At 48.0% G+C, this 15,194-nt stretch carries 13 protein-coding genes and 2 pseudogenes; 2 read left to right on the top strand and 13 right to left on the bottom strand.

Annotation, left to right across the window (positions count from 1 at the left end):
* Positions 1–51: 51 nt before the first annotated feature.
* The 5 genes and pseudogenes from NFS35_RS25180 to NFS35_RS25160 form a co-directional block, all read right to left on the bottom strand.
* On the bottom strand, positions 52–813 hold the full coding sequence (locus NFS35_RS25180) for a hypothetical protein (RefSeq protein WP_251209789.1): 762 nt from the start codon (positions 811–813) through the stop codon (positions 52–54).
* A complete protein-coding gene (locus tag NFS35_RS25175; RefSeq protein WP_251209788.1) occupies positions 791–2,260 on the bottom strand; it encodes a sensor histidine kinase in 1,470 nt (489 codons plus the stop codon). The genes NFS35_RS25180 and NFS35_RS25175 overlap by 23 nt, the downstream gene beginning before the upstream one ends.
* Positions 2,253–2,969, bottom strand: a complete 717-nt coding sequence (locus NFS35_RS25170; RefSeq protein ID WP_251209787.1) for a LytR/AlgR family response regulator transcription factor — start codon at positions 2,967–2,969, stop codon at positions 2,253–2,255. The genes NFS35_RS25175 and NFS35_RS25170 overlap by 8 nt, the downstream gene beginning before the upstream one ends.
* 478 nt (positions 2,970–3,447) lie before the next feature.
* Positions 3,448–4,332, bottom strand: a complete 885-nt coding sequence (locus NFS35_RS25165) for a radical SAM protein (protein WP_251209786.1) — start codon at positions 4,330–4,332, stop codon at positions 3,448–3,450.
* 173 nt (positions 4,333–4,505) lie between these two features.
* A pseudogene (locus tag NFS35_RS25160) lies at positions 4,506–4,892 on the bottom strand (dihydroorotate dehydrogenase); the annotation flags it as partial.
* Positions 4,893–5,057: 165 nt separating this feature from the next.
* Between NFS35_RS25160 and NFS35_RS25155 the strand changes: the two are divergent.
* Positions 5,058–5,384 carry a winged helix-turn-helix transcriptional regulator gene (locus NFS35_RS25155; protein ID WP_016213899.1) on the top strand — a complete coding sequence of 109 codons (327 nt, stop codon included), beginning with the start codon at positions 5,058–5,060 and terminating at the stop codon, positions 5,382–5,384.
* 214 nt (positions 5,385–5,598) lie between these two features.
* Here NFS35_RS25155 and NFS35_RS25150 read toward each other — a convergent pair whose 3' ends face one another.
* The 5 genes and pseudogenes from NFS35_RS25150 to NFS35_RS25135 all read right to left on the bottom strand — a co-directional run bounded on the left by NFS35_RS25150 (position 5,599) and on the right by NFS35_RS25135 (position 10,546).
* Entirely contained in the window at positions 5,599–6,477 is an 879-nt protein-coding gene (locus NFS35_RS25150) for an MBL fold metallo-hydrolase (protein ID WP_251209785.1), read from the bottom strand.
* Between the two features lie 15 nt (positions 6,478–6,492).
* Positions 6,493–7,050 carry a helix-turn-helix domain-containing protein gene (locus tag NFS35_RS25145; protein ID WP_251209784.1) on the bottom strand — a complete coding sequence of 186 codons (558 nt, stop codon included), beginning with the start codon at positions 7,048–7,050 and terminating at the stop codon, positions 6,493–6,495.
* Positions 7,051–7,245: 195 nt separating this feature from the next.
* A complete protein-coding gene (locus NFS35_RS25140) occupies positions 7,246–9,084 on the bottom strand; it encodes an ImmA/IrrE family metallo-endopeptidase (protein WP_330640451.1) in 1,839 nt (612 codons plus the stop codon).
* A 128-nt stretch (positions 9,085–9,212) separates the two neighbouring features.
* Positions 9,213–9,425 (bottom strand): annotated as a pseudogene (locus NFS35_RS30075) (ArdC-like ssDNA-binding domain-containing protein); the annotation flags it as partial.
* 188 nt (positions 9,426–9,613) lie between these two features.
* Complete coding sequence (locus tag NFS35_RS25135; protein ID WP_251209818.1) at positions 9,614–10,546, bottom strand: Rpn family recombination-promoting nuclease/putative transposase; 933 nt, start codon at positions 10,544–10,546, stop codon at positions 9,614–9,616.
* 200 nt (positions 10,547–10,746) lie between these two features.
* On the opposite strand from NFS35_RS25135, the gene NFS35_RS25130 reads away from it, so the two are divergent.
* Positions 10,747–12,129 (top strand): transposase, encoded by a 1,383-nt coding sequence (locus NFS35_RS25130; protein ID WP_251209783.1) that lies wholly within the window; start codon positions 10,747–10,749, stop codon positions 12,127–12,129.
* Positions 12,130–12,171: 42 nt separating this feature from the next.
* Here the strand turns inward: NFS35_RS25130 and NFS35_RS25125 are convergent, their stop codons facing one another.
* From NFS35_RS25125 to NFS35_RS25115, 3 genes are all read right to left on the bottom strand, one after another.
* Positions 12,172–13,746: a MobA/MobL family protein gene (locus NFS35_RS25125; RefSeq protein ID WP_251209782.1), complete on the bottom strand. Its 1,575-nt coding sequence runs from the start codon at positions 13,744–13,746 to the stop codon at positions 12,172–12,174.
* Between the two features lie 302 nt (positions 13,747–14,048).
* Complete coding sequence (locus NFS35_RS25120) at positions 14,049–14,390, bottom strand: hypothetical protein (RefSeq protein ID WP_251209781.1); 342 nt, start codon at positions 14,388–14,390, stop codon at positions 14,049–14,051.
* 220 nt (positions 14,391–14,610) lie between these two features.
* Positions 14,611–15,194, bottom strand: a 584-nt coding sequence (locus NFS35_RS25115) for a GNAT family N-acetyltransferase (RefSeq protein WP_330640449.1), incomplete at its 5' end; no start/stop codon positions are given.

The following is a 15,194-nucleotide window of genomic DNA, read 5'->3' as shown; positions in this document are numbered from 1 at the left end:
TCATTCAGGGCTGAATCCGCTCCCTTGCAATAAGTCCGAGCAACTATATCCTTACTTCAAAATGCCTGCCGCCTCATATGCGGCAATCGAAACTGCCTTTTTGGTCATGCTGTCCTTATAATATCTCTCGTCCGCTTCCTTCTCCATCAGTCTGCGTTTCAGGGCACTTTCTTCCGCCAGCCTCTCATACTCAGCGTGTTTCTCTTCCCTAGCTTTGCGGGCTTCTATGAATTCTGCCGATGACACTGACATCTTTTCACTTGTCACGCAGACATGCGCAATATCTCCATTCCCATCTAATGCAATCAGATAGCCCTTCCGGGGATTTGGATTCATTGTATCCTGCTCTGCAATAAATCCTTCAACCTTTGCCATGACACGCTTTGCCAGTTCCGGGTCATTCTTCATCTTTTCTTCCAATTCCGGCGGTACAACAATGGCCTTCTTGCCTATGGTGGAATTGATTTTTGCCTGCACTTTAGAGTCAAGCATGGCAGGCTCCACACCCGATGGTTTCCAGTCCAGAACAGAATCATCCGCATGATTGCTGAAATACTTATCCCAGGGATAATCATTCCTCCCCCATAAGGAACCGTCAATCTTGGATGTGTCTATCACGTTGTAGTACGTTCCGGGAAACCTTGCCTGCCACATATCCTTAAAACTCATTCCCGATACATCCGACTTCCCCACCGCTTTCGCCGCCGCAAGCTCCGCAAAACTCACGCCTCCATTCTTATCAGCCGCCGCATTCTTCCGGTACTGCTCCGCCAGATAGCACCCTCCCAATTTACCTGTCACTCCGAAATCCATCTCCCTCTCTCCTCTCATTTTTCATCATCACAGACAGGATGAACACCCTGCCGTTTACCTTAAAATCCATTGTCCCCTGATATTTCTCCGCTGTGCTTTTGATGTTGACCATCCCTATCCCATGATTCTCCCTGTCCGCCTTGTCCGTCATGGGGAACTCATTCTGCGGTCTCCTCACAACCCTCCCGTCAAAGCTGTTCTCCACTTTCAGGAAAAACAGCTCCCGCTTTTGGAATGAGCTGATGCGGATAAAGGTTTCCGCATCCGGTTCGATCGCTTTCAGTTTCCGGCACGCCTCTATTGCGTTGTCCAGCGCATTCCCTAAAATAATGCCGATATCATAACTTTGGATGGACAGTTTTTCAGGGAACTGCAGCCCTTCCACATCCATACGCAGATCCGGCACCGTGCCGGCAATCTCATGGTATTTCATGTTCAGCAGGGTATCCACCACCGTATTCCCTGTCTTAAAACGGAATTCCAGTCTGTCCATCGTCCGGCTCAGTTCCTCCAGATATACCTGCAGCCCTTCCTCCTTCCCTGCCGCAAGCTGCATGATGACGGAGATCGTATTCTTCATATCGTGCCTCATCCCCCGTATCCCGGAATAGACGCGCTCCATCTCCCCCATATGCTCCTGCAGGCTGCTGACCTGTTTCTCCAGAATAATCCGGCTGCTTTTTTCCCTGTTCCAGTAAATCATGTCCTGAAAAAGCTTTACTCCGAACAGAATGGACAGGAAGGACAGCAGAAGGACAACCGGCACCATAACTGTCAATGACGGATATCTGTCGTATAAGGATGCCGGGATTCCATCCTCTATCGTGACTAAAACCATACGCAGTAATGTGCAGATAAACACCGCCGTCATGCTGGGCGCTAAAATAAACAATAATTCCATCCGGCGGATGGCATAATCCTTTTCCCTGAAACTCCTTACAATGCTTTTCAGGGAAACAAACAGTATCACTATGGAAACGATATGCATTGTCGCTGATATCCCCAATGTGGTGGCCTTCAATAATCCGTCAAAAACGTCAATTGATGCAATATATCCTTTTTCCGCACACCACATCCATACGGAATAAAGATTGCTCCCCAGCCAGCAGACATTATATGCCAGAAAAAAGCTGAACTCGCCTGTTGCAAGAAAAGCGACCACAAGGAAGACCTTTATTTTTCCGGCCGCCCTGTAACAGCACACTGCAAGAATGGTCAGGATGCACAGGGTCAGTGCCAGTTTCGCAAAAATCCTTACACTCCCATAATCTGAGGGCAGAATCAAATCCATTCCAAGCTTCAGCACAGCATACAAAAATACAGTCCATAATCCCGCATGGCGTCCCCTTATCCTTCCCTCCAGAAAACTCCCGAAGAAATGCTGCAGGCAGCATCCCTGGAACATGGCAGAGAACACTCCCAACAGGCCATTCACCACTTCATACACAGGACACCCCTCCATTCTGCAGATACCACATATACGCCTTTACAAACTCATTGTGCTTCTTCCTCGTCAGGTAAACCTTCTCGCCGCTGGAAAGGAAGATGCTGTCACTGTCATACCTCGCTATGTGCGCCATGTTGACCAGATACCCCCTGTGGCAGCGGTAAAAACCATCCCCAAGCTGCCCTTCCAGTTCATCCATCGTGGCATATGACTCTATGATGTCCTCCATGTCCGTGGTATGGATCTCCACCTTCTTCCCCCTGCTCTCGATATACAGGATGCTGTTTAAGTTAAGCGTATACCCCTGGTTCTTCGCCCGTATGAATATCTGGCGCTCCTTCTGCCCTTTCCTTTTCCTGGCTTCCTCTGCCGCCCTGCCAAGCACCTCCATGAATTTCTGTTCCTCAATAGGCTTTAGCAGGTAGTGGAACGCCGACACGTCAAAAGCCTCAAACACATATTCCTTGATTCCCGTAATGAAGATGACCACCGCATCCACGCCGGACTGCCGGAGGCTCCTCGCCGCCTCAATACCGCCCATGCCCTCCATCTGTATGTCGAGAAAAATCATGTCAAAATCCTTTTCTGCCGCGAGCAGTCCTTCCCCCGTGGCAAAACTACTTATATCAAAATCGGGATTCCGTTTTTTTATGAATCCACCAATCTGCTCTCTGATGGCTTCCTCATCATCAACCACTGCTATATTCAAAATTCATCACCTCGGATTTCTGTTTCTGCCGTTACTTAATTTATCGGCAGATTTTTTGTTATTTTGGGATGGAGGGAACGAAAGGCATACGAAAGGGAACGAAAGGCATAAACACAGTACGGAAAATTCAAAAACAGGTCTAAAGTTTTTCGCCTTTCGTCCGATATAGGGGCGGCTGCCCCCGCAAGGCGGCACAAACGCAAACCACCGTGTAAGCATATTACTTCTGATTCCTCCGCTTCCCAAGCGGTTTTCTGAATAGGAAAAAGGGCCTGTGAGCCCTTTCCCCATTCCTCCTTAGTGTATTCTCCCTTTTAAGCCGCAGTGCTTCAAGCATCTCATAAGCAATATTAATGTTCATCAACTCATCTGGAAGCCCTGTGCGGAGATGCCACTCTGCTGCCGTCAGTTTTTCCTGTCAAGGCATATGCCGTGTCCAGCCTGTAAGGGGAGATATCCTGTATCATGGCTCCCCTCCTTACAGATGCCGCAGGTTCTCACGGTATCTGCGCAGCTCCTTTTCATCCACAGCGCCGATGACCTCATCCAGCCACTTTACCATCCGTTCCCTGTCCTTCGGCAGATGCCCCTCCACGTTGATGCAGTTCGAGGCCCCCATCGTTGCAAAATAGGTGTCTATGTCAAGGCTGCCGATCAGCGTCCTCAGTTCATACAGCTTTTCTATCTCCGTTTCCTCCGTCCAGTTCCCAGCCTGGATTTCCTGGTACAGTTCCGAAGTCGGGTAGACCGTCAGCATGGAGGAAACAATGACCTTCGGGTGGAGCTGGTTGAACACCTCCGCCGTGTTCTTCACCCCTTCCTCCATATGCCCGGAGCCGTATATCCCGGCAAGGTAGAAGAAGTTATAGTCCATCCCTGCCTCATCCAGCCTTTTGCATTCTTCTATGATCTCCTTCGTGCCGAACCCTTTATGCATGAAGGACAGGGATTCCTCATCCCCCGCTTCCACGCCGATGGTAAGGCTGTTGTACCCAAGCCCCCGCAGCTCCCTTAACTGCTCCGTGGTCTTCGGCGTGATGTCCGTGATGCGGGCGAAACAGCCGATGGACTGCACTTTTGGGTAATATTTCCGTACCAGTTCCGCCAGCGTTTTCAGTTTGTCAAAACTTAGGACGAAAGGGTTCGCCCCGGTGAAGAATACCCTTTTTGCGTTCCTGTAGTAGCGGCTGATCTCCTTCAAGTCCGCCTCCACCTCGGATAAAGGCGACATACGGAACTTAAACGGCACGTCCTCATAGAGCGTGCAGAACTTGCATTTGTGGTGGGTACAGCCCGCCGTCGCCTGTACCAGTGCGCTCCCCGCCTCATAGGGCGGCCTCCATATCGTTCCCGTGTAATGCATAAAACATCTCTCCTTCCTGTCTGTAAAAATCTAACTGACGATACCCCTGATCTCCTTTAAGTCCCGGATACCGTTTTCCTCCATGTACTTTTCCAGCCCGCCGATGATCTCCGGCATGGCACAGGGGTTCCTGAAATTCGCCGTCCCCACCGCCACCGCGGCGGCCCCGGCTTGGGGCAGGAGATGTTGGCCTCCAGCATGTCTATCTCCTGCCCTGACAGCCGTTCCACCACTTCCAGGTAATCCGCCACGGTGCTGCCGCATATGTTCACAATGACCTTCGTGTCAAACTGTCTGAGGAAAGGGAGGTCCTTTTCTATAAAGACGTCTATCCCCGGATTCTGCAGCCCCACCGCGTTTATCATCCCGCTGGCCGTCTCCATAATCCTTGGGGCTGGGTTCCCCTCCCACGGGACGCATGAGACGCCTTTCGTGACCACCGCGCCTAACCGGTTCAGATCCACGAACCCGCTGTATTCCTGCCCGGAGCCGAATGTCCCGGACGCGGGCATCACCGGGTTCTTTAACCTGATGCCCGCTATATCCACTGATGTGTTTATCCCGTCCGCCTCCTTCCTGAATCACATGATAGCAACTGGCAGGGGAAAAGAAAAGTACTGTCTTTTTTCGTTTATAGTGCGTAAAATGATACCGGTATCAAAAATCATAGTACCTTGAACAGATAGGACGGATATAGTATAATGCCGTTAAAAGGAGGGGAACCTATGAGCAACATGAAAGCGCCGCTGCCCCAATGTGCAGCTATGGTCAGAGTACAGAACATCCTGAGCGGGAAATGGAAGATAACGATATTATGGTACATCGCGGAATATGAGGTGCAGCGGTTCGGGGAGCTGAGGCGGAGGCTTGGGGACATCACGCAGTCCACCCTTACCAAGCAGCTCCGGGAACTGGAACAGGACGGTTTCATCTCCCGCTATATCTATCAGGAAGTGCCGCCGAAGGTGGAGTATTCCCTGACCGACCTGGGTAAAAGTTTCATCCCTATTTTGAAAGATATGAAAAGCTGGAGCGATACGCATCTGATGTAGTTTCCCATAAAGGGTACAAATTTAGATTCATTTGTGCAAATGTATTAACAAAACAACGAAAAAGGACCGCTAAAACAGTCCCTTTTCACATTTACTCCATCTCCCTGAACGTGCCAGCCATTCCTCCCACAAGGCTCCACTGGCGCTGCATATAGGATTTCAGATTTTCCGTGCTTTGCCGATATGCCTCCCGGACTGTTTCCGGGTCATAAAATTATGCTTTCTGCCACAGAAGCATATTGTCCTGAAATTCAGCCGTCATTTTCCCGGTATCTTTCAGCCACGAAAGGTAAGAGCGCACCGTACTTCCCACCAAAACATACTGTTCAAAGTTCATGGAAAGCCCATAGCCTTTGAACACTTCCTGCTGAATCCTCTCAAAGCACATCGGCTCCCCACAGATGGACAGAATCCTGTCCGCCACCTCATGCACCTTATCCCTGTTGTAACGGACAAGTTCCTTTACATCAACAGAGGCTTCCGCATGGGCGGGAACGAACATGGCCGCCTCCATCTGTTCCACCTTATCCAGCGTTTCCAGATATGCGCCCACGTCATAAATGAAGGAAACCGCATATTTATCCAGCGTCTCCCTGCTGCTGATGCAGTCCGCAAGGAACACCACATTGTCCGGCATACGGAACCCCACCATGTCAAAGAAATGCCCCGGCAGCGGTATCACTTCAATCTCCTTCGGAAAACTCTCATTTGAAAAATCCGTCACACCGCTCTCCTGCGCCATCAGGAACTTGTGCCGCAAATCCTTACAGGGATAACCGCCATAAAGGAAGGACGGCTCCAGTACCGGGTACTTCGTGAAAGCCGTCTCTATGCCGCCGGAATAAACCTTACATCCCGTCTGCCCCTGCAGGTATTTATTCCCGCCGATATGATCTGCATTGGAATGGGTATTCAGTATAGCCGTCAGATGCCAGCCGTTCTTATCCAGTATCTGCCGAACCTTCCGCCCTGCATCTTTGTCATTCCCGCTGTCAACCAGATAGACATTCTCCTTGTCCGCCACATAGACGCCTATCTTCGCTGGGCAGTTTATGTAATAGCATTTCTCACTGACCTGTACCAATTCATACATTTTCAGTTTCCTCCTTTAATTATTCGGGTAAAATATCACATTATAGGCGGTGCAGGCTTTCTCGGAAGCATTATGGTATCCGTGGGAAACATCCGCCCGGAAGCGTATTGACTGTTTTTCCTGCAGCACCACTTCCTTCCCGCCAATTACCATTTTCAGCGTCCCCTGCACCAGAAAAACATATTCTTCCACGCCCGCCACATGAGACAGTGATTCATGGCGCACTCCTGCATCAAACTCAATATAGAACACCTCCACATTCCGCACCGGGTCAAAGGGGAATAGAGGGTAAGCCCGCATCCCTCCGTTTTCCTCCATAATCATATCCTTTTCGTCAGGTCCGGTAACCGTATATTCCGCTTCCTCCTGTTTGCAGAAAAAGGACAATGGAATTTTCAGCCCTGTTGAAATCTTCCATAATATGTTGATGGTGGGTGAGGACTGCCCGCGCTCGATCTGTCCCAACATGGGCTTGCTGACACCCGTCAGTTCCGCAACATCATCCAGCGTGAGCTGCCTTGTATTCCTAATTTCTTTCAGCCGCTCGCCTATCTTCAATGAAACCTGCTCCATGATTCCTCCTTGAATTTATTTTTACATACAAAATATACTATAACATATCAAAGGACAAAATGAAAGGGCCATTGAACAACCCTTTTCCTCCCGCTAACATTTTTTAATTTTTCTGTATACTAACAGGCAAAACTCCATATTATCACGGAAACTCATATACAAACACGAAAACTCTGAGCAGTTCCCGTGTTTGTATCATATCCCCCATTTTCCGACAGCTTCCAGCGTTGCGCTCTGTGTCCGCCCTTGCAGCCCGGAAAGCTCGCCCACATAAACAAGGTTGTAATTCTCCGGCTTAATGGCATCGAGATTGTCCTTTTTGATGCCCCTGCGCTTTAAGGATTCCGTGCCGGCAAACTGGAATTCCCGCATTTCCGGAATGTCCTTTAACTGATAAATGCCGTACTTATCAGAATCCCCGTATAAAAGCTGTGCTTCCTTACCTGCCCTGCCCGCTTCAAGTTCTCCCAACATAGCCCGCAGGTTCTTTTCATTCTCCCAATCGCCTTTTTCAATACCGAAAATGCCTTTATGGGCTATGATTTGTTTCCGGTCATTCACCGTTGTTTCCGAACCGTCCTCATGGAGCAGGTACACAGGCAGGTCATGGTCAAAAAGCTCCAATGCCTTCTCCTGCGTCAGCGGCAGCATTTCACCCCATGTGTAACCATATTCCTCCATTTCCCATAAGCCTATCATCGGGTCAGGGAGAGCGTCAATCTCTGCCTGTGCGTCAATGACCGCAGGGGCGGCTCCCTGGCTGCCTTCCGTTTCCTCATAATAGATACGCTCCGCAAGCTCCCTTGTCTTTTCCATGTCATTCAGCTTAAATGCATAATTCACGATAAGGTTGCACTCGTCATCGGAAAAAGCGGTCTTGGCAAATTCCAGTCGGTTGATGATGCCCTCCGCCTGCTTTGCCGGGGAAAGGTGGCTCATCATGGTTACCTCTTTCTTATCCAGGTCAATCTCAAAGTCATTAAACTGCGGCGTACCGGAATTTCTGCCGCCGTCCACAATGATAGGGATATGATCAGCCCCACAGCTTTTCAGACAGTCACGGATATTTTGCGTGCTTTTATCTTCCAGCTTTGTAAGCGCAGCCATGATCTCCTGCACTTCCTCCGGTGTCTTGTTGGTAATGCGCTCCACCTCAAAACCGCGCGAATGTGTAATTTTCAAAATCACATCATCCGCACTGATCGGCTCCTTTGCCCTCTCGTTCAGTTCCATTTCCACTTTTACATCAATGACCTCGTTTGTGTCGGTATTATACCGGACATCCAAATGGTGTTCTCCAAACTCTTTTGTATCCTGATTGGCAATCTCCGTAGTCCATGCGCCCCTGCTCTCCAGATATGCGGCAATATTCAGCCTGTCATTGTCATTCATGGCGGACAGGGCCTCCACAACCTCCGCAGCATCCATGCCTCGGACATTTACAAGGCTGTACTCGGACAGATTGCTGTTCTGTATCAGCAAAAGGCTCTCCTTTTCCTGTTCCTGCATCATTTCCCGGTCACGCTGTATTTCCCTAAGCTGCTCCTCAATCCCCGTGATAAGCTCCGATGCTGTCCTGCGGATCGTGTCAAGGGAAGATTTCAGTTCTTTCATGCCACGTCCTGATGACCACCCGGCAATATACCCAAAGGAATAATCCGAAGTATCTATACCGAAATGCTGGCACACGGTGTAGGCAATGCTCTCGGCCTCCACCTCTTTGGTGTTCCTGTCCTTTGCAGGCGCAGAAATATCTTTGTTTACATCTTTATCATGCAGCATGGAATGGGCGGTTTCATGCACCATCGTCTTTAATGTCTGGCTTTCGCTCATGCCCTCCTGCACTGCAATCCGTTTTTCCGTTGGGCTGAAGAACCCCTTGGAATCACCGGGAATGTCCTCAAAGCTGACCGGAACCGGGGCAACAAATGTGACCGCCTTGATAAAGTCCTCATATCCCTCCACCGTGGACAAAAGCTCTTTTGCCTCCAGTTCCGGGATTGGCTCACCGTCCGTCTGCGATACGTCAAACACGGATACGGCACGGAAAGCGGGGATTTTAACCTCGACTTCTTCCGTCTGCGGCTACCGTCCTTATCCAGCATGGCCTCCCCGGTCACAGGGTCTAACTTATCCCGTTCCTCTTTGATTTTGTACGGGGCCGGGGCCAGGATACGGATTCCCTTTTCCCCCTTGTTTACATGGCGGTTGAAATTCTTCTGCCATGCCTGGTAGCCTGCGACCAAACTGGCGTCAGGGCGCTGTAGGGCTATCAGGAGCGTGTTGTTGACACTGTAATTATGGAATTTTGACATGGTGGAGAGGTAGTTTTTGTATTTCTCGCTCTCGAAAAGCTCTTTTAAGCCTTCCTCCAACTTGTCAGTGATTTCTTTTACTTTCTCCCTTTTTTTGCATCTGCCATATTTGATTTTCCTTTCTTTGCACGAAAAAAGACAATCTGTTATGACTGTCTTTCTTCCTGAAAACAGAAAAAGCAGCGAATTGTTTTCTCTAACAAAAACAAATCCACTGCTTTACTGTATGTGTTATTTAGTTGCTGTAATTATGCCAGTACAGGCTCACGCTTTTTGATGATAGCACTAACTTCCTCTACGCTTTTTTTTGTCGCAACGGCTATCTGTTCAAGCGTAAAATTATTCTCATACATGGTCATTATAACATCTACTAAAGTGTTATCCCTAATTCCCTGTGAAAGATTACACAAAGCGCTCACATCCTTTCTCAATTCATCATCTACTGGAACATGGTACTCGGTTTTTATAATCTCTAATTTTTCATCAACGGTTAATTCCATTGAAAGCAACGTACTCAGCAGACGGTGAAGCTCATACTTCTCATCATGCTCCGGAAGTTCATTTGATATACCGATCAGGACAATATTCAGCAAATCAAGCCTGCCTTTCCACGGATAAGAACCTATCAGCTTATCAGCTGTCAGATGTATATAATCCATACTGTTCTCATCCATGTTCATACAAACCCATATGGAGAATACACGTTTTATGTCATTATAATTCTGATTGACAAAATCTCGTTCCTTCTGCGAGGATACAAGGCGGCTCACATAAAATACTGCCCTGTTTAAGATATGGTAGCCTGTCGGGTTATCTTTTTGTGCCTCTAAATTCACGATTACCTGCGAGATGCCGTCTTTCATCCGCACATAAAAGATAATATCAAACCGTACAAGCCCCTCGTTTATCTCCGCATTTTCCGTATTCATCCCAACAATGCGCTGCCCGTTTTCTTCTTTTTCCACATTGGTCAACCCAGGCTCCACCGGAACCACGCTGATAAATGGCTCTCCCTCGATATAGGATACCACGTCTTTCGGGTTCATTCCCCGAAACTCGTCAACCGTCTTTACCAGGATATGCGCCAGGATAATCTTATTCCCCAAGAGGCGTTTTGCCTTATCATCATACTGTGCGTCCTGGTCTGTTGCGCTGACCGCATTTTTTATTTCCGTATCCATCAGCCATAAACCTCCTTTTTGTATAGTAGGAAACGCAAAAGCCATTCCCAAAAGGTATATGACCTCAATGCCATTATACCCCGAAATCCCGGCTAAATCAATCAGATTTTTTTGAAACTTCAATAAGTCTTTTGGCCTAGATTCTGAAAATCTGGTATAATGAATGGGGGATTCCCATGATACCAAAGCGGAGGTGGCCTATGATACAGATATGCCGGAAAGATAAGGAAAAGGTTTATGAGGCGATACGCAAAGGAAAAATAGATGCAGCAGAAATGTCATTCCCCAATCTGATTGACGACATCATCCTTACGATGAAAAAACATAAGCTCACTGGACACCTTGCACAGGCCCTGCCTGACAAGCGCAGGGATAACAGCCATATCCCTTTCGACATCCTGCTGTGCCTTGCTGTCGCAGCCAAGCTCAAACGCAAGACCAGCCTTACGGATGTCCCTTTCGCAGTGACCGGAGCAGAGCTCCTGGCAGAACTGGGCTGGAACCTTTGGGACAATGAGAGGGATGCGGATGAGGGGCTTTTTTCGGAAAGCGTCATGCGCAAGCTCCTGGCGAAGTACAGCAGCGGGGAATGGATCTCTTTCTATAACGACTATGTCCAGGAACATCTGATGAAGGAGCTGGATGTGCAGCCATGCATCCATATACTGGACTGTACCAAAGTCCTTGTCAACCTGGACAATGAAAACTATGAAAATTCTTCAGTGGTAAAGATAGACGGGGAGGCCATGCGCGGATATAAGCTCGGCGTCCTCAGGGGCGTCCTGGATGATTCAGGGATAGTGGAGGAGGCCGTGTTCGGCACACTGAAGACCCATGACATGGCGCAGTGCAGGGAGATGCTGGAGAACACTTCCTGCTTCCACGAGAACGACATACTGATCAATGACAGGGGATTCCTGTCACGGGAGGTGATGAACTATCTCAAGACCGTCCGCAAGGTGGACACCTACATCCCTGCCCGGGAGAACATGTCCATCTACCAGGATGCCGTGAAGCTGGCCGCCACCGGCGGGAAATGGCAGAAGCACCCCAGCCGGAAGAGGAAGGACCAGGAAATCCAGCTGGTGACGCACCTGGGTCCCTTATGGGAAAGCGACGAGCCGCAAAAGGATGTCCCGGTCAACGCCTGTGTCGTGCATGACAAAAAGACAGACAGATATTTTGTATTTATGACGACTGACACCAGCAAGACTGCACGGCAGATCATAAATACCTACGAGCTGCGCCCGGAAATCGAAGAGGACTTCCGACAGATGAAGGACTTCTGGAAGCCGGAGGACTTCAAGAGCACAAAATACAACTATATTACCTACCATATCGTAATGACGCTGGTGGGATACCTTTATTTCCAGATTTACAAGAACCTAGACGAAGGGAAAAAGTATTCAGGGAAATCCCTGCCTGTCGTAGCGAAGAACTACAAGGAGACCAGGCCTAAATCAGTCATCATTTATGTCGGGCAGTATTTTGGCATCTTTCCTTTTCTTGAATTCCTACAGCTCTATGCAGAATGCGCTTTAGAAGTACGACGGCTTCTTGATCCGATCCTGGCTAAAGTATAACAGGCTTTTGGCGGGATTCCCAAAAGCCTTATTGAAGTTTCATTAAATTTCTTCCTCCCTCCGTTTCGTTCTGCTCTGTTGTCTGTTATGCTGTCGGCTCTCGTTCTGAAGTTCCCTTTCAAGGTTCTTTTTGTTATAGCTGATAACTTCCGCATACGCTAACTCTGTGGCGGTCTTGGTCTGTTCCCTGCCGATACTGTCATACTCGGACTGCAAAGACTGTATCTCGGCTTTCCACTGTTTCGGCGTTATCTTCTCGCCGTTCTGCAAAAGGCTCTGCATACGCTCCTTTAATTCGGGGTACTTCGATAAGCTGTCCTTATGCTCCCTATCGTATTTCATTTTCGCAAATCCTTTGAGTGACTGGCTCTCCTTATAGGTGGCTTGGATTGGCGCATAGAGGGCATACATTTTTGACAGTTCCTTTAGTCGGCTTAGTTTCTGCCCCTTGGAAAGATGTACCGTTTCCAACTGCTGGTATTTCTGCTCCCTATCCGCTGTGAATTTCGCAAGGCTCTCAAAGCTGTCTATCTTCCTTGTCGTGATGAATTTCTCCGCATTGTCGGCTGACTGCAAAGCGGTTCGGTCGGATATTCTTCTTAGGTGCTTTCCGCTGACAATCGGCAGGTCAAGCCTGCCTTTGCGCTCCCTCACTTTTGTAATCATCTCCATGACTTCATTCTTCACGCTGACCGCTGTACTCTTAATCTTGGCGTACTGTGCGCTGTGAAATTCCTGCTTGGCAAGCATGAGCATTTCTTTCGCCTGTTCCAACAGCAGATTATTCTTGATGATTTCCCGATTGATGTTGCCCCTCTCGGTCTGTATGCCTTTGCGCTCTAAAGCGTTGGCAACCGCCCCGATATGGATTGTCGGCTCTCGGTCAATCCCCTGTTCCTTAAAAGAGCGGTGTTCCCAATGTAGCGCAATCCCCAACTGTTCATTGGTTGCATTGATTGTGTCAGCTAAATCCTTTCGCCACATTTTAGCGTTTTCCCTGCTGTTCCAATCGGTGCTGTCGGCAGTATGGCATTTCCATTGTTTGCGATTGCGCTTGTCAACTTTCTGCTGTCCTGTCTTTTTGTCAATGACAGGAATACGCTCCCCATTTTCATCAAGGTCATACACTTTTTTCTGTTTCGCTCCCCATTCCCCATTTTCTGTGAGGGGGCGCATTGTGAGTAAAACATGGATATGGAGATTGCGCTGTCCTTTGCCGTTCTCGCTGTCATGGATTGCCCAATCAGCGCACATTCCCTTGTCAACAAAATTCCTCTGCACATAATCCCTCACGACTTCTTCCGCAAGTTCATAACTCCAATCGTTGGGGAGTGACGCTTTTAACATTCTTGCAAGCTGTGATTTCTGTCCTTTCTCTGACAGTTCAACAGTGTTCCATAAGGTGGCTCGGTCTGCATACTCTTTAGGCGCATTGGGTGGGAGAGTGATTTCGCTATGGACTAAATCTTCATGGTATTTTGGTCGATATGTCTGTCCGTCAAATTCACTGACAAGAATACTCCTGCTGATATAGGACGCTTTCTCAACTGCCGACTGCCCTTTGCTCCGCTTGACTATGGAGAAACGTGTGCTTGCCTGTTTCGTAACATTAGCCATACGCAACACCTACATTCTGCCGACAGGGTAGTGGGGCGCACCCATAGACTTTGTGGGCAGATAAAAGCCGCACTTTGGCTTTTGTCTGAACGCAAAGTTCACTAAAGGGTAGCAAGCGCAGCTTGCGAAGGGGAATTGTCGTTTCCCCTTTTGGCTGCCGCAAGGCAGACAACGCCCTCCGCAGGAGTCCATGCAAGTGAAACTTGCTCCCCGAAGGGCGCACATACCACCTCTGGTGGTATGTGCGCACCCTGTAAACAGGGTGGATACGTTACCTCGGCTTTCCAGTGTCCTCGCCTTTGTCATTCCGTACCGCCCTCGCTTTCATTTTCGGCATTGGGGAGAGTGGATTGTGGGGGAGTGGTTTCTCGGCTTTCCGCTTTGATTTTGGATATAATCTGCTGACACTCCCTTGTCTGCAAGGCAACCGACAAGATACGGTTTAACTCGCCCTCGTCATAGCGGTAGCAGTCAGGGAAATACTTCACGATAATGCCGCCCATGATGTACTTATGGTGGTTTTCGGCTTTGCGTTTCTTCTCGTTCTGCTTTTTCTTTTCGTTGGCTACACGCTGTTGCGCCTGTTTCAATGCCTGCAATGCCTTTTCTAAATCTCTGCTGACTTCCTGTTTACTCTCAATCATTTCTAACACCTCGCTCTTTCTGTGATAAATTGATAGTTACTGAAAATTAAAAAGGTAGCTGATTTTCCACAAGGATAAACCGCTACCATAAGTAACCAATATTCAGTTTTTCATATCCTCCTTTTTGCTCTGATGTTGTAAATAGGACATAAGAAAAGCACTTAGATTTTACCTAAGTGCTTAATACATCTCATGATACAATTGGAGAATAAAATACCTTTTATTTTGCAAAATTCACAAAATATTCTCGATACATTTCATAATCAATAGAAGATTGCAACTCTCCAAGTTGATTTCGCCATGAATTCTCCCTAACTTGCACCTTCCTGAAACCAAGTTCTTCATAAACATGTTGCGCCCTTTTGTTATTTACGTTCGTATCAAGTATTACTTTTTTATATCCCATATCTTCAAATAATGAAAAGATAAGCATACTCAAAAGTATTTTTCCATACCCCTTGTCATGCTCTGAAAAATCACAAATCTTAATTCCGATTTCGACTGTAGCTTCGCTCTCCCTGCTATAACTCATTTCACCAATAGGTCTTTTATCAAGTTCAACAATCAGACGTCTTCTGTCTTCATCAGTGTCCCTTTTGATTTTTTCAGCAATTTCATCTGCCATTTCACCAGTCCCATTAGGAAAACCTGCATGAGCCATAATCTTTCCATCATTCCACCATGATGATAATAAATCTGCGTCTTTAACAGTTGCATTTCTAATTGTTAAATTTTTAAATTGCAATAACATATGAAAATCCTCCGTTTTATCATTATAATCTCTCGGAATCTTTAAGCCAATAA

Origin of the sequence: Acetatifactor aquisgranensis (assembly GCF_943193215.1) — a bacterium.
GTDB classification, from domain to species: Bacteria; Bacillota; Clostridia; order Lachnospirales; family Lachnospiraceae; genus Acetatifactor; species Acetatifactor aquisgranensis.
The sequence above is the reverse complement of the archived record's forward strand: the minus strand, read 5'-3'. Positions and strand labels throughout refer to the sequence as shown.